9 protein-coding genes are annotated in these 16,916 nt (G+C 34.3%); 2 read left to right on the top strand and 7 right to left on the bottom strand.

Features of this window, described 5'->3' with window-relative positions; translation table 11 throughout:
* Window positions 1–171: 171 nt before the first annotated feature.
* The 6 genes from AC6CH4_RS02400 to porU all read right to left on the bottom strand — a co-directional run bounded on the left by AC6CH4_RS02400 (window position 172) and on the right by porU (window position 10,567).
* Entirely contained in the window at window positions 172–2,022 is a 1,851-nt protein-coding gene (locus AC6CH4_RS02400) for a hydrolase/aminopeptidase (RefSeq protein WP_498099840.1), read from the bottom strand.
* Between the two features lie 91 nt (window positions 2,023–2,113).
* Window positions 2,114–3,766 carry a dihydrolipoyl dehydrogenase family protein gene (locus AC6CH4_RS02395; RefSeq protein WP_498099838.1) on the bottom strand — a complete coding sequence of 551 codons (1,653 nt, stop codon included), beginning with the start codon at window positions 3,764–3,766 and terminating at the stop codon, window positions 2,114–2,116.
* A 6-nt stretch (window positions 3,767–3,772) separates the two neighbouring features.
* Complete coding sequence (gene pdhA, locus AC6CH4_RS02390; RefSeq protein WP_134147759.1) at window positions 3,773–4,771, bottom strand: pyruvate dehydrogenase (acetyl-transferring) E1 component subunit alpha; 999 nt, start codon at window positions 4,769–4,771, stop codon at window positions 3,773–3,775.
* 157 nt (window positions 4,772–4,928) lie between these two features.
* The gene (gene cdd, locus AC6CH4_RS02385) at window positions 4,929–5,411 is read right to left on the bottom strand and encodes a cytidine deaminase (RefSeq protein ID WP_498099836.1); all 483 of its coding nucleotides are present in this window, start codon (window positions 5,409–5,411) and stop codon (window positions 4,929–4,931) included.
* A 75-nt stretch (window positions 5,412–5,486) separates the two neighbouring features.
* Window positions 5,487–6,689, bottom strand: a complete 1,203-nt coding sequence (porV, locus tag AC6CH4_RS02380) for a type IX secretion system outer membrane channel protein PorV (protein WP_498099834.1) — start codon at window positions 6,687–6,689, stop codon at window positions 5,487–5,489.
* A 41-nt stretch (window positions 6,690–6,730) separates the two neighbouring features.
* On the bottom strand, window positions 6,731–10,567 hold the full coding sequence (gene porU, locus AC6CH4_RS02375; RefSeq protein ID WP_498099832.1) for a type IX secretion system sortase PorU: 3,837 nt from the start codon (window positions 10,565–10,567) through the stop codon (window positions 6,731–6,733).
* A 213-nt stretch (window positions 10,568–10,780) separates the two neighbouring features.
* Here porU and gldJ point away from each other — a divergent pair, with 213 nt between their 5' ends.
* Both gldJ and AC6CH4_RS02365 read left to right on the top strand, forming a co-directional pair.
* Window positions 10,781–12,463, top strand: coding sequence for a gliding motility lipoprotein GldJ (gldJ, locus tag AC6CH4_RS02370; RefSeq protein WP_498099830.1), 1,683 nt, complete (start codon window positions 10,781–10,783; stop codon window positions 12,461–12,463).
* 120 nt (window positions 12,464–12,583) lie between these two features.
* The gene (locus AC6CH4_RS02365; protein ID WP_498099827.1) at window positions 12,584–13,870 is read left to right on the top strand and encodes a UDP-N-acetylmuramoyl-tripeptide--D-alanyl-D-alanine ligase; all 1,287 of its coding nucleotides are present in this window, start codon (window positions 12,584–12,586) and stop codon (window positions 13,868–13,870) included.
* Between the two features lie 43 nt (window positions 13,871–13,913).
* On the opposite strand, the gene AC6CH4_RS02360 is transcribed toward AC6CH4_RS02365, so the two are convergent.
* Complete coding sequence (locus tag AC6CH4_RS02360; protein ID WP_498099825.1) at window positions 13,914–16,784, bottom strand: helix-turn-helix and ligand-binding sensor domain-containing protein; 2,871 nt, start codon at window positions 16,782–16,784, stop codon at window positions 13,914–13,916.
* Window positions 16,785–16,916: the final 132 nt, after the last annotated feature.

Here is a 16,916-nt window from a genome sequence, read left to right as displayed (position 1 = left end):
GGACAATTTTCCCTTGGAGTTTTGGAATAAAAAAAATCCCCGATTACACATTGTAATTAGGGATTTTTTTTGGTCTCAGTCTCAGTCTCAGTCTCAGTTGGGATAGCGTTAAGCTGTAATCTGAAAACTGCGACTGAGACTGCGACTGAGACTGAAAACTGCGACTGAAAACTATTTCAATAAATCTCCAACAGCCTGAACAGTCGTTGCATGATAGCCAGATTTTGCTTTTTCAAAAATCTGTTTTGCCCAAATTTTTCCTTCCGGAGTTTTTACTAATTCTTTATAAAGCGACATCAATGACCCAGTTCTGCTTGTTGCAATCATAAATTGTTCGATTGCAGGATAAGCCGTTTTGTACTGATGGCGAATCGCCTGAATAAACCATTGGCGTTTAATAACGAAGTTTCCGTTTTTGGTAAAACTGAATTCATTATCAATTGCAGTCATTTCATCAGCAGTAATGTCAGCAGGCAAGTAATCGATAAAATGCTGTTTTTCGGTAGTTGATTTTATCTTCTCGCTCAATCCTTTAACGCCAGTTGTTCTCCAGTTTTTCTGAATATTATCTATTGCTGTAAAATCTTGAGAAGAAACAGCAGTAATATTTGATGGTACTCCTGGTTTGTAAATCCAATCGTCTAATTTGATTTTATCAGCTAGTGCTTTATCATCTTTGATGAGATTTTCTTTTAAATATTTTACAAAATCTTCTGTTGTGATAGATTGAAAAGCATGTGCATCAAAATAGTTTTTAATAAACGGGTCGAATTTTTCACGACCAACAGCTGCTTCGATTACTTTCAGGAAGTTGTATCCTTTTACATAAGGAATTTGACTAATTCCATCATCCGGATTTCTGTTAGTAAGACTTACTTTTAATCTCGTGTCCGGATTTGTTGCGCCATATTCTGCAATATTATCGTCTAAATCTTTACGGGTTAAAACATCTTGCATTTCAGCTTCTTTTTTGCCGAAAATTTCTTCTCCAATTCTGTGTTCAACATAAGTTGTAAATCCTTCATTTAGCCAAATGTCATCCCAGGTTGCATTGGTAACTAAATTTCCGCTCCAGCTGTGGCCTAATTCGTGAGCTAATAAACTGGTTAATGAACGATCGCCTGCAATAACGCCAGGAGTTAAAAAAGTTAAGTTTGGATTCTCCATTCCGCCATAAGGGAAACTTGGAGGTAAAACTAAAACATCGTAACGTCCCCAGCGGTATGGACCGTATAGTTTTTCGGCAGCACCAACCATTTTTCCTAATTCAGCAAATTCCCATGCTGCTTTTTTTAGTAACGAAGGTTCTGCATAAACACCGGTTCTATTATCGATAGCTTGAAATTCGATATCTCCAACGGCAATAGCCATCAAATAAGAAGGTATTGCTTTGTCTTGTTTAAAAGTATAAACTCCGGTATTATTTTTTTTCTGAGGATTTACTGCAGCACTCATTACGGCCATTAAATCTTTAGGAACCGTAACTTTTGCATTGTAAGTAAAACGAATTCCCGGCGAATCCTGACATGGAATCCAGGTACGTGACCAAATACTTTCACCTTGAGAGAAAACGAAAGGACTCTTTTTATCTGCAGTTTGTTGCGGATTTAACCATTGTAAGGCTACTGCATCTTTTGTTGTGCTGTAGTAAATGTTTACTTTAGTAGTATTTGGTTCAATAGTAACATGAAGTGGTTTTCCGTGAAATTCTACGGCTGTACCTAATTCAAATTTGGTTTCTTTTTCTTCGTCTCCTAAAGTTACTTTTGTAATGTTAAGAGTGTTTTCATCGAAGATAATTTCATTTCCTTTACTAACATTATCAATTTTCCAGGAAGCTTTTCCTGAGATAGTCTGTGTTTCAAAATCAACTTTGATGTCGAGATCCAAATGTTTTACTACAGCAAGTTCTGGTTTAGAGAAACTGTGTTCGTCTGTAACAACTGCTGGTTTTTCGGTTTGATCTTTTTTCTGGCAGGCAATTGCTGTCAGGAATAAAGTTACAAGGATTAGTTTTTTCATTTTATGAAGTATTGAATTTTGAGGATGAAATTAAATAAAAAATCCCGTTTTGCGTAAACAAAACGGGATTTAAATATAAAATTAACAGCGATTACGCCAACATTGTAACTGGGCTTTCGATGTATTGTTTTAATGTTTGTAAGAACTGAGCACCAGTTGCACCGTCAATTGTTCTGTGGTCACAAGCTAATGATAGCATCATTGTGTTTCCAACTACAATCTGACCGTTTTTAACTACGGGTTTCTCAACAATTGCACCTACAGAAAGGATAGCAGAGTTTGGTTGGTTGATAATTGAATTGAATTCAGTAATACCAAACATTCCAAGGTTAGATACTGTAAAAGTACTTCCTTCCATTTCTTGTGGTCCTAATTTTTTGTTTTTAGCTCTTCCGGCAAGATCTCTTACTGACGCACCAATTTGAGATAAACTCATAGCGTCTGTAAATTTCAATACAGGAACTACTAATCCGTCTTCAACAGCAACAGCAACTCCAATATTAACGTGGTGGTTGATGATGATAGCATCTTCTTTCCACTGAGAGTTAATTTTTGGGTGTTTTTTCAAGGCTAAAGCACAAGCTTTAATTATCATATCGTTGAAAGATACTTTTGTATCAGGAACAGTATTGATTGTCGCTCTTGCGCCCATTGCTTCGTCCATACTTACTTCGATCACTAAGTTGTAGTGAGGAGCTGTAAATAATGATTCTGCAAGACGTTTTGCGATAATTTTACGCATTTGAGAATTTTTGATCTCTTCTGTGAAAACTTCTCCGGCAGGAACAAATACTTTTGGAGCAGCAGGAGCAGTAGCTTCTTGTGGCTTAGCAGCAGAAGTTGCAGCAGGCTGAGCTTGCGCAGATGGAGTAAAGTTTTCGATATCGCTTTTTACGATACGTCCGTTTTCTCCGGAACCTTTAACCTGAGTTAATTGGATTCCTTTATCAGAAGCGATTTTCTTCGCTAAAGGTGAAGCTAAAATTCTTCCTCCATTTGATGAAGTTTCAGCAACAGCTTCAGTAGCTTTTTCAGCAGTTGGAGCAGCTTTTTCTTCAGTTGCAGGAGCACTTGCAGTTGCAGTACCTCCGGCAGTATAATTTTCAGCAATTCCGGAAATGTCAGTTCCGGCAGGCCCAATGATTGCTAATAAGCTATCAACAGGAGCTGTATTTCCTTCCTGAATTCCGATGTATAATAATGTACCTTCATTGAAAGACTCAAACTCCATAGTCGCTTTGTCCGTTTCAATTTCTGCTAAGATATCTCCTTCAGCAACAGCATCACCTACTTTTTTCAACCAGGTTGCTACTGTTCCTTCCGTCATTGTATCACTCAAACGAGGCATAGTTACGACCACAACACCTTTAGGTAATGCAGCAGCAGCTTTTGCAGGAGCGGCAGTTTCTGTTTTTGTTTCAGCAGCAGGAGCTTCTTTTGTTTCAGCCTTTGGAGCTTCAGCAGCAGGAGCATCTCCACCAGCCAATAAAGCTGAAATGTCTTCTCCTTCGTTTCCGATAATTGCTAATAAGGAATCAACAGGAGCAGTTTCTCCAGCCTGAATTCCAATATGTAAAAGAGTTCCTTCGTTAAAAGATTCGAACTCCATTGTTGCTTTGTCTGTTTCAATTTCAGCAAGAATATCTCCTTCGCTAATTTTGTCGCCTACTTTTTTAAGCCAAGTCGCTACCGTTCCTTCCGTCATAGTATCGCTCAAACGAGGCATTGTTACTTTTATCGCCATAATATGTTATAGTTTATGAGGTGTAAATGGATAGTCTTCTTGTGCGTATACTACATCGTATAATTGTTGTAATTCAGGATATGGAGATTCTTCAGCGAATTTCACACACTCTTCAACCAGGTCTTTAACTCTTTGGTCAATTACTTCAATTTCTTCTTCTGTAGCATATTTTTGATCCATAATTACATCTAAAACTTGTGTAATAGGGTCAATTTTTTTGTACTCTTCAACCTCTTCTTTAGAACGGTATAATTGTGCATCAGACATAGAGTGTCCTCTGTAACGGTACGTTTTCATTTCAAGGAAAGTTGGTCCGTCTCCACGACGAGCTCTTTCAATTGCTTCAGTCATTGCTTCCGCAACTTTTACAGGATTCATTCCGTCAACTGGTCCGCAAGGCATTTCGTATCCTAAACCAAGTTTCCAGATGTCAGTGTGATTTGCAGTTCTTTCAACAGAAGTTCCCATTGCATAACCGTTGTTTTCAACGATAAATACAACCGGAAGTTTCCATAGCATTGCCATATTGAAAGCTTCGTGTAGTGAACCTTGTCTCGCAGCTCCATCACCAAAGTAAGTCATGGTAACACCGCCAGTTTCAAAATATTTATCAGCAAAAGCTAAACCAGCTCCTACTGGGATTTGTCCGCCTACGATTCCGTGACCTCCGTAAAAACGGTGTTCTTTAGAGAAAATGTGCATAGAACCTCCCATACCTTTAGAAGTTCCTGTTGCTTTTCCTAAAAGCTCAGCCATTACACGTCGAGGATCAACGCCCATACCAATTGGCTGCACGTGGTTTCTGTAAGCAGTAATCATTTTATCTTTGGTCAGGTCCATAGCGTGCAAAGCACCCGCTAATACAGCTTCCTGACCATTATATAAGTGTAGAAAACCTCTAACTTTTTGTTGAATGTATAATGCTGCAAGTTTGTCTTCAAACTTTCTCCAAAGCAGCATGTCTTCGTACCACTTTAAATATACTTCTTTTGTAACTTCTTTCATCTGAATTCTTTCTTTTGCTAAAGTTGTTTGTGTTATCAATTGTTGCCTATAACGCAAAATAGTTTCCTCCCACAAATTTGCGCCCGAAAGGTCGGGATGCAAAAATAAGACATTACATTTAAGAACTAAAATTTAAACGCTACTTTTTGGCTTTTTTTTACAAGAACTTTTTATCAAACATAAAAGGAAGCAGATTTTTTAGGGATGCTGATTGGTAAACTTCACCTATTTCGCCCATAAAATAGATTTCTATAGGGGTGTCTTGCCTGATTTCATATTCTGCAATTGATTGTCGACAAGAACCGCAAGGCGGAATTGGAGCTGTAGTTTTATTCGTATCCGAAGCTGCTGTAATGGCCATTTTTAAGATTTTAGCTTCAGGATAAACACTGCCGGCGTAAAAGATAGCCACACGTTCTGCACATAAACCTGAAGGATAAGCTGCATTTTCCTGATTTGATCCTAAAACTATTTTACCATTATCTAAAAGTAATGCCGCGCCAACTCTAAATTGAGAATAAGGCGCGTATGCTTTTTTGCGAATTTCAACAGCCTGATTCATTAAATCCTGAATTTCAGCTGAAAGTTCTTTTAAATTGTCATATACTATAAATGATGATGTAACGCTTATTTCTTTCATTATTTTTATGGGAAAAAAAATCCAAATTCCTAAAAAATAGAAATTTGGATTGTTATTGTTTTTTATTTTGTCTTTTTAATATTCTTCGTATTTGTCGCCAAAGTTAAACGTTAAAGAAAAACGAAGTGTATTTTCTAACGGATTTTTAACTTTTGAAGTGGAGAATAAATAAGAGACATCGATTTTTACGATATTATATTTGAAACCAGCGCCTAAAGAGAAAAATTGTCTTGCTCCTTTTTGCGGACTTTCATGGAAATAACCTGCTCTTACAGCAAATGAATCCTGATACATATATTCTCCGGCTACACTATAGGTGATTTCTTTTAATTCTTCACTAAAGCCATCCGGAGCATCTCCAAATGATTTAAAAATTCCTTCAACCCAACCTATATCATTGTAGTTGTTGTAATTGATAGTATTTGCTTGTTCCTGTGAGATATCTCCCGGATCTGTAAAATCTCCATCTCCATTTGCATCGACTGGTGTTCCAGGTCCCGGAGGAGTAGGTACTAAAAGTTTAGCAAATTCAACACTAACGCCAACTTTATTATAATCATCTAAAATAAAATCGAAACCTCCACCTAAACGTAAATTGGCAGGCAAAAAGTTAGCACTCAAATCATCATTATCATAGCTGATTTTAGGACCTAAATTTTGAACATTGAAACCCGCTCTCCATCTACCGTTGAAATCCGAATAGGCAATTTCTTCCGATTGATAAAATCCGGCAACATCGACAGCAAAAGAACTAGCGGGAGAAGCATCGATATCTTCTGAAGCGATTTTTAGATTGGAACGAATATATCTTCCTGCAACAGCCATAGAAAATTTTTCGCTAAGTTTTAGAGAGTAAGAACCATCTAAAGCAAATTCGTTTGGTGAAACTATTCTGGCAGCTTCATTAGGATCTCCTGTTGTTCTTAGTTCGATATCTCCAAAGCCAAAATAACGAAAGCTTCCTGCAAAGGCACTTTTTTCGTTAATCCTATTATAATAGGTTAATTGACCAAGTGAAATATCATTGGCTAAATCTGTTAAATAAGGTGTGTAACTAATTGAGAGACCCTGTTTGTCTATTGCAAAAGCATATTTTGCAGGATTCCATTGTTGAGAATAAGCGTCAGCGGAAGTTGCTACACCCTGATCTGCCAAACCTGCTGCTCTCGCATCAGCGGCTACTAATAAAAATGGAACTCCAGTTGTAATAGGTCGATCTTGGGCTTTAACGTATGCAACAATTAAAAAACAAAGTAATAAAAGTGATATTTTTTTCATTTATAGGGCTAATGGTATTTATGATACAAATATATATATTATTATAATATGACAAGCTTTTCGTACTTTTCTGCTTTTTTATTTGTTAAGTTTGATTTGACAGTGAGTTTGTAAATGTAAACTCCTTTTCCAATTCGGTCCCCAAAATCGTCTTTTCCGTCCCAGGTTATGTCTCTTGATAAAAAGCCTTCTGTTGTGACAATTTGATTTTTTGTCCAGACGACTTTTCCGGTAATAGTCATTACCTGAACCTGCACATCCAGGGGCTCATAAGGTCTGTTGTGTGAAAACCAGAATTGGGTATAAGTTGAAAATGGATTCGGATAATTAAGAACATGGGTTAATGTCAATGATTCATCTCCAACTACAACAAATTGTATTTCACTTGTAACGGGATTGTTGTAAACATCCCAGGCTGTAAAACTTATTGTATGTATACCCGCCGACAAATTTCGTAATGGAAAACGTAAATTTCCATTCGTATAATCATCTAATTTTGTTTGATAATAATCATTCAAAATATACGGATTGCTTACGTCGCCATCTAAAATTGCAACAATATCGTGACCAATTCCACTAGCGGTATTTATACCATTTTCATCTTCTAATAGCGCCAAAAGAAACGGGGAGCTATTCGTAATACCACCTGAAACAAACGTTTCGTCGTTCATATATAACTTAACTTTTGGACTTATATTGTCCTGAGGTGCATTTTCATTTATTCCCCCAATTTTAATAATGTTACTATAGCCCGATTGATTTTCTAATAGCTGATTTTTTTTCGAATAAAAACTGATTTTTCCATAGTCAACAGGAATTCGGATGTCTCTCGGAACAACAAAACTAAATTCAAACTGACCATTGGTTACAGTGGCATTTCCTCTAAATATAGTTTCTCCAAGAGTTTTGAATGACATTGCAGGACTATATCCATCATTATTTAAGGTCGAAGTCGTAATTAATTTATCAAAAATAGCTGTAGCTAATTCACCGTTGTAATTACTTAATAATGTGTTGTTCTCATCTGTAATTTCACCTGTGATTTTAATTTTTGAAAGCGATTTAAGGTCTGGAATCGGTTGTGAAATCACAACATCGTTTACTTTTGTTAAATTTATTCGTGGTTTCGGAATCGCTAACATCAAAGCGGGATCTCCAATGTAAAAAATAACATTACTGGAATAACTCGGGTTTTCATTTTTTGAAATTCGAAGTGCTTCTGCAATAGTGGTATATTGATTTGAGTCGTAAGAAAGCAGGTTTTTGCTTAAATTATCATTGAAGTTTTCAGCATTAAACTGGCCAATTGCCCTGATCGTAGTCAGCATCGAAATAGCACCTCCTTTTGGATTCCAAAAAGTATATTCACCGGCCGTTGGTCTTGTCGGATCATCAAATCTTGAAAATTCGCATGTAATAGTGATGAATAAAGGATATTTATATTGGTTGTTTAAGTTTTGGCCGTCTGATTTTTCCCAAATTCGCTCACTTGCCAAACCATCTTCACCACCATGTCCTAAATAATTAAAAACTAAAGCTCCTTTTTCAAAAGCATTAAAAAGATCAGTTCTTGCTTTTGGATATCTTGATCCTCCTGCTGAAGTTTCTTGCGTATAAGAATCTAAAATAATTTTGTCAATATTAAAAAACGGTTTTTCAGTTGCAATAACATCTGCTAAACTATTTTGGCGTGACTGTAAAGAAGCATCAGAACTTTGGTCTGAATCATCACTGACTAAAACAACGTTATTTCTCCAGTTGCCGTACGATTTTGTATCATGATATTCCAATACTTTATTAACCATTTCTCCGGCCTGAGCATTGTCTGAAACCAACATCCTTCCTACGGCTATATCAATTCCACCAAAAAATGAAATGATATTTCCTTCATCCGGATCCATGAGTCCGTAAAAATCATCAGAAGCAAATGATGATTCTCCAATTGTGTTACTATTTAAGGAATGATATATAGGTACAATATTAGTGTTGTTCGAAATTCGGTCTTTGTAGTCAAATGAAGCATCTCCAAACAGATTTACATATTTTATTCTTTTTTCTGGTGAAGAAGCATTTTCATAAATGTATTTAATGAAATTTCGGATGGCTGCAATGTCTTGTTTTCCTGAAGAGAATTCCTGATAGATATTTTCTAAGGCAATTACTTTGGTGTTCAAATTAGAATAAGTGCGATGAAAATTGGCTAATTTTTCAGCTTGAGAAATTAAAAACTTTGGAGCTATAATTACATAATCGATGTCCTGAAAACTATTTTGGGCATTTTTAAAAATGGTTCCTTTTAGATTCTGATTAGTGATTTTTGATTGGCTCTCTTTTAAAGGAGTAAAATAATCTGACGGATCAATGGCAATATATTTTCGAACTTCTCCTAAAGAAGCTTTGAAGCTGAATGTTGCCTGATTTGGGTTTTCAATTTTTGATACATTATATAGGTCTGTGATGTCCCAAATTTGAGAAATGCCTGAGGCGTTTCCAATCGTGTAATTTACAATTCCGGTAGTTGAACCGGCTAAATCATATTGAAATTTAAATTGTTTTCCGGTACCTAATAATTTTCGTTTGGCAATTAAATTGATGTAATCCAGATATCCTTTCGATCCAGGAACTCCGTTATTATTATAGGTAAGTTTTATTTTTACGTTTTCGGTTCCTGTAAAAATGCTATTAACAGGTAGTTTTCCGGTGTAAAACTTTATGTCTGAACTTGAAACTAATGCATTGAAATTAATATTACCAATACTTTGACCATTAGCGGCAATTGCAAATGAAGTAGGAGTAAAGGCAGCCGATGCGGCACTAACGTCAATTTTCACAGGTACGGAAACATCAATATTAGGGAAGGTAAATGAGAATTCCTGTTCCTGATTAATATCAAATGATTCTCCAAACCATTGACGGCCCAAGTGAGCAATATTGGTCTGGTCAATTTCGTGAGATTGATAGTCATCAAACGTGTTTAACTCCACAGTGGTGTTTGCAGAAGGCTGATTCAGGTTTGGGATTCGCTTTCCATCTCCACCAATTACTGTTATGTAATAATATGATTTAGTGTCAAATAAATTTAGGTTTGTCTGATTCTCAGTATTCCAGTTGTCCGTTCCCTCAGCATAAAAAAGGATATAGTCTTCATTGTTAAAAACACCATCGGATTCACCAATAATCTGAATGGTGTTTTCAATTAAGTCATCGGGGTAATAAGTGCTATTCATTAAAGGAAGCATTCTTCCTCCATTACCATAAATTTTAATTCTTTTAGGATCTGTTTTAGAAGGATCAAACCCTAAACTTTGCAAAAACGCTCTTGAAATTTTATAAACGCCTGATTTTTCGATGTAAAAGCGATACCAATCTCCACTCGCTAACACTGAATTTTGAATGATATTTGATTTTTGTGTGAGAGAAGTAGTGTTGCTTTTGGATGTGTTATTGTTTAAATTATAAGAAAATGATCGAATTCTTTTAAAACTGTTTCCTTCTTTAATAATAGGTGAAAGTGAGATGAAAATTTGTTTTTTATCTCTTGAAGAGGCAATTTTTAACGTTTCATTTGGTTTTTCGGGGATGTTCCCGAGAGATAAATCACCTAAATCAGAGATTGTGACTGATTCATAAATTATGTTGGAAATTTGAACAGAAGAACTGTTAGAATAGTTAGATTGGTTCAAATTAAGCAATACTGTTATGCTTTTTTTTGAAATATCATATCTGAAACTATTCCCTGAAAAGTAAGGTATGATCGTTTTGAAATCGCCAAAACTCATTTCTTTTTTAGTTTGCCAATCTACTGTAAAGTCCCCATTTATCTGAGAAAATGCCAAAATTGGAAGCAGAAAAAAATATAAGATTAAGGCTTGTTTCATAAGTTGAAAAGTAGAAATTATTTTTAAATTATTTTACTAAGTAAAAATATAGTATTTCATGTTATAGTAAATAATAAAAAGTATATTTTTGCGTTCGTAACTATAGGTTATTTTCTGGTAAAAAACAGTGAAATAAAATTATTAGAACAGATGTTGCTAATTAAATGTTAATTATTATATTGCAGCACCTAAATTTATCACCTAAGAATGAGTATGAAAGTAAACAAAATTGTAGCCCTGCAATTAATGATGTCAATGGTATTGATGTTAGGCACGGCTAGTTGTAGCAAAAAATCGAGTTCCAGTCACGCTTCTCGAGCAACAGGTTGGGACGTAGATAGTCAGAATGGAACTTCTGCCAGAAATGCAGGGAAAAAACAACAGGCTGGTCCTGGTTTAGTTTTTGTTGAAGGAGGTACATTTACTATGGGTAAAGTACAGGATGATGTTATGCACGATTGGAATAACACGCCAACTCAACAACATGTTCAGTCATTCTACATGGATGAAACCGAAGTTACGAACGGTATGTACTTAGAATACCTGGAGTGGTTGAAGAAAGTTTTTCCTCCAACAGAAGAAAATTACAAGAATATTTACGAAGGAGCATCGCCAGATACTTTAGTATGGAGAAATCGTTTAGGATATAACGAAACGATGACTAATAACTACTTAAGACACCCTTCTTATGCAAACTACCCTGTAGTTGGTGTAAACTGGATTCAGGCAGTTGAATTTAGTAAATGGAGAACAGACCGTGTAAACGAAGCTGTTTTAGAAAAAGACGGATATCTTAAAAAAGGTGCTAAAACTACAGACGTAAGTGCTGAAAGTTTATTTAATACTGAAGCTTACCTTGCTTCACCTTCTACTACTTACGGTGGTAACGAAGAACTGGTATTAAAGAAAAATCCAAACGGAAGAAGACCAAAAGCTAATAAAGATGGTGTTGTAGAAGAAAAAAATGTTTACGCACAACGTTCTTCCGGAGTTATCTTACCAGAATACAGACTTCCTACAGAGGCAGAGTGGGAATATGCTGCAGCAGCTGATGTTGGACAAAGAGAATACAATATATATAAAGGACAAAAGAAATACCCTTGGTCTGGAGATTATACACGTTCATCTAAACGTAAAAACAAAGGAGATCAATTGGCTAACTTTAAACAAGGAAACGGTGATTACGGTGGAATTGCAGGTTGGTCTGATGATGGAGCTGATATTACAAACTCTGTAAAAAGTTATGCGCCAAATGATTTCGGATTATACGATATGGCTGGTAACGTTGCAGAATGGGTTGCTGATGTTTACAGACCTATTATTGATAATGAAGCAAATGATTTTAACTATTATAGAGGAAATCAATATGCTAAAAACAAAATTGGTAAGGACGGTAAAATTGAAATCGTTTCTACAGCAAATATAAAATACGATACTTTAAGCAATGGTAAAGTTGTAGCAAGAAATCTTCCGGGAGAAATTGCTCAGGTTCCTGTTGACGAACAAGAAACATATTTGAGAACAAATTTCAGTACAAGCGATAATATCAATTATAGAGATGGTGATAAACAATCTTCCAGATATTTTGATTTTGGAGATTCTGAATCAGGACCAAAAACAGATCAGGCAATGTATAATTCTCCTAAACATAATATCACTACTGATAGTTTAGGTAAGATGACTAGAAAATATGACAACTCTAGCAAACGTACTACTTTAATCGATGATAAAGTAAGAGTTTACAAAGGAGGTTCATGGAGAGACAGAGCATATTGGTTAGATCCGGCTCAAAGAAGATATTTCCCTCAGGATATGGCAACAGATTACATCGGATTTAGATGCGCTATGTCTAGAGTAGGTTCAAAAGCTGAAAAAAGAAAATCGCCTAGAAACTAAGTCTTAGAAATTTTAATAACAAAAATTCCAAATTCCAAAAGCTGAACATTTCAGTATGGAATTTGGAATTTTTTGTGTTTATTTTTTTCTACTTTTACGGTCTATATAAAAATTTTATAAATGAATATTCAAGAAATTCATAACCTATTTTTACAATGTAAATCTCTTTCAATTGACACAAGAAAAATTGAAAAAGATTCTATTTTTTTTGCTATCAAAGGCGAAAATTTTGACGCAAATACTTTTGCGAAGCAAGCACTTGAATTAGGAGCGTTATTTGTTGTTATAGACAATGGGTCTTATTTTATAGATGAAAGAACTATTCTTGTAGAGAATACTTTAGAAACGCTACAGGAACTGGCAAAATTTCACCGGGCTTATCTAAAATTACCAATTATTGCCCTGACAGGTAGTAATGGAAAAACTACAACTAAAGAGCTTATTAATGTTGTTTTGTCTAAAAAATACAAAACAAAAGCTACAGTTGGAAATCTAAATAACCATATTGGTGTTCCGTTAACATTGTTGAGTTTTAATGTTGAAACTGAATTTGGAATCGTGGAAATGGGGGCAAATCATAAAAAAGAAATTGAATTTTTATGTGAAATTGCTCAGCCAGATTTTGGATATATAACGAATTTTGGGAAAGCACATTTAGAAGGCTTTGGTGGTGTTGAAGGTGTAATTGAAGGAAAGAGCGAGATGTATCAATATTTGGTTAAAAATGATAAATTGGCTTTTGTAAATCTTGAAGATCCAATTCAGATTTCAAAATCTGTTGGTACAAAATCTTTTACGTTTGGTATTGATAATGATAGGGCTAATGTCAAAATCAAAAATATTACCGCAAATCCTTTCGTTGTTATAGATTATGATGAATTTAGTGTTCAGTCCCATTTAATTGGATTGTACAATGCAAACAATATTAATGCAGCAGTTTCTATCGGGCGTTATTTTAAAGTGGATGACGAAGCTATAAAAGAAGCAATTGAAAGTTATATTCCGGAAAACAACAGGTCTCAATTATTAAAAAAGGGATCAAACCAAATTATTCTGGATGCTTATAATGCTAATCCGAGTAGTATGGCTGTTGCTATTACCAATTTCCTTCAATTGGATAGCGAGAATAAAGTAATGGTTTTAGGTGATATGTTTGAATTGGGAAGAGAAAGTCAGCAAGAACACAAAATCGTTGTTGATTCCTTATTAAACCAAAATAAATCAATTTGTTATTTGATCGGAAAGGCGTTTTACGAAAATAAGACCTCAAATGAAAACATTCATTTTTTTGACACTTTTGAAGATTTTTCAAATCATCTGAAAACCACGCATTTTGAAAATAATACTATTTTAATAAAAGGCTCCAGAGGTATGGCTTTGGAACGAACTTTAGAATATATTTCATAAACAACAAAAAAGCCATTCGCGACAACGAATGGCTTTTTGTTTCTTAGATACTCATTAGAAAACCTATTAGGTTTTCTTTTTTATTCAGGCCTAATTTTTTTCTTAAACGGTAACGAGCCAGCTCAACCCCTCCAGTCGAAATATTCATGATTTCGGCAATTTCTTTAGTTGACATGTTCATCAATAAATAAGTTGATAAGTCAAGTTCACGCGGTGAGATAGTTGGATATTTTTCTTTTAAACGCTTCAAAAATTCAAAATGAACGTTCTTGATATGTTTTTCCAGATCTTTCCAGCTTTTGTCGGTATTAACTTCTTTTACAATGCTCTTATTTAGTTTACTAACTTGAAACTTCGTCGAATCATCAAGGGCTTCAACATCAATTTCTTTTAGTTTATGAATAATTCCATTTAATATTTTATTCTTCTTTACAACTTGTAGAGAATTGTTTACTAGTTCTTTATCTTTTGCTAAGATTTTAATTTGAAGCTTATCATTTTTCAGTTTTTCAATTTCTTTTTCAAGATCATATTGTTCTTGTCTAATTCTTGATTCTTTTTCAAGATACAATCTTCTTTGTTCTATAGTTTCGTAATATTTGTTCTTTCTAATCTTCATTTTAATTCGGTTAGAAATAACATAAATTCCGACTATAATCAAAACAAAATAAATGATAAGGGCTAAAAAATGCCTGTACCAAGGAGGGGAAACCGTGAATAAAAGCGTAGACGGTTCGGATTGAATTCCGTAACTGTTTCTAACTTTCACATTCATTTTATAATCTCCTTCACGAAGATTTGTATATTCTTTAATTGAAATAGTTGACCAATTGCTCCATTTATCGTCAAAAGGCTCTAATTGATAAGAGAATTCGACATTTTCCAGATTTTCATAAGTTGGGGATGAAAATGTAAAACGGACATGATTTGAAGAATACGGAATTCGAATATTTTCAATTTTATTCTGATTATTCCCTAAAACAATTGTATCACCCGGAAAAGAAAAACTTCGGATAAAGGCTTTCGGTTTCGTTACAAAATTGTTCAATAACTCAGAGTCATAATGTGCTAATCCGTCGGTTAATCCTATAAAAATGTTCTTAGAATCAATTGTGTTTACAGATAAGTAGTTACTAACTAAATTCCCTGTTAAATTTGAAAATGGAGCAACAATATTAGTGTAATATTTATTTCGCTTCATTAATACACCTAAAGATTCATCAAAGGCATACCATAAGTTAGATTGGGAATCTTCGCTTAGAGCATTTATGAGAGGAATGTTTTTAAATAATTTAGATAAGTTTTTATCTTCATAGAACAAATCCTGTTCCTGCGAATATTTGTAGAAATGATTATTGGTTTGGAAGTATAATTGGTTGTCGATTTTCTGAATACTTCCAATATTTTTATATTTAGGAGTTAGTCGGTCTATTTTTTTGATGGATGAAAATCTTGTTAAATCATTACTCAGAGACATTCTATAGATTGATTCGTCTTTCTTAAGCCATAAATAAGATTCATCAAGTTCAAAACTGTTTGATGATTTGTCAAAACCAATAACCTGATTCTTGTATATTAATCCTCCAGGTGTTTTTTGGAAGACTGCAAATCCGTCATAATTTGATCCTATAAAAAAACCAGGTCGGTTTGGAATACTTTTAAAACCGAAGTAACCTTTAGAATCTATCATATTGGTTACCCTTCCGCCTTTTATAACTAAAGCACCTCTGTTGTTTGAGCAAATTAGTTCATTGTCTATGACTTGTACGTTCCATGATTGCGCGGTAGTTCCTTCTACAAGCTTAAAGGTATCCGCTTTAAAGCTGTTGTTCCAGGCATGATAAAAAACACCTTGGTTTGTTGCTACATATAGATTACCTTCATGAATTACAGAAGCATAAACAGTACTAATGTCGTAACTGAAACCAAAGTAAGTAAAAGGTGATCCTTCATTTACAAAAGCAATACCGTTGTCAAGGCCCAGCCATAGGTTGTTTTTATTGTCAATAAAGGATGTTAGGACAGTATTATTCTGCAAACCTTTTTTGCGATTAAGATGTTGGATTATTTTACCATTAAAATCACAAATTGCAATACCATCTAATACGGAGTTTAAAACAATAAAGTTATTTTTAATTGTTACTCCACCTAATGAATTGTTTTTTTTGACAAAATTATTGGCTTCAGTATTCCATGGTTTTACTGTATTGTTCTCGTATATAAAAAGTCCTTTTTCAAGCGTTATAATTAAGATTTTGTTTTTATCAAGTGCATACATTGCCCAGATTTCAGTGTTGTTAAAACTGGTGGTATTTGGTAAGGAATATAGCTTACCATTTTTGTATTCTAAGATTCCTTTTCCTTCATCCTGAAAATAAAGTTTGTTTTCAACTACAAATGAAAATTGAAATCGCTTTGGGGCTTCTAAAATGGTTAATTTATTGTTCTTAAAAATATAGGCTCTGGCAAAAGACTGAAAAATAGTTTCATTGTTTAAGGTGTGAATCTTCCAAATGAAGTCAATTATTTTGATTTTGTTTTTGTCTACGCTCTTTGCTAACGATGTATATTTAAGTTTTCCTTTTTCATTTGGTTGAAAATAACCGAATTCATTATAACCACCTACGAAAATCTTGCCTGAATCATCAATTTTTAGACATCGTACAGAAGTTAAATTAGGTAGCGGATATTTCCTCCATGAAGAGCCATCAAATTGTAACAGCCCGTTATTATTAGCAAAATATAAGTTTCCATTTTTATCCTGTCCAATATTCCAGTTTTGTGTTCCTCCTTTGTATTCGTTTCGCTTGTAATTTCTTACATCAGGCAAACCAATGCTTTTAACTTGTCCAAAAAATGATATTGAGAATAATGTAAAAAAAGTAATAATAAAATATGATTTAATCAATTTCATAAATTTTTTAATTTATTTCGGTTTTTATTGTGTAACTGATTGTTTTTCAATATTTTGATGTGTTTTTGTAATTACTATATCGAGATAGTACGGCGTTTTATTGATAAAAATAAGCAATCTAATACAAGTGTA

The sequence above is a fragment of the Flavobacterium sp. GQ95 genome, assembly GCF_059758655.1.
Note: the sequence above shows the minus strand (reverse complement) of the source record. Positions and strands in the feature narration are given on the sequence as shown.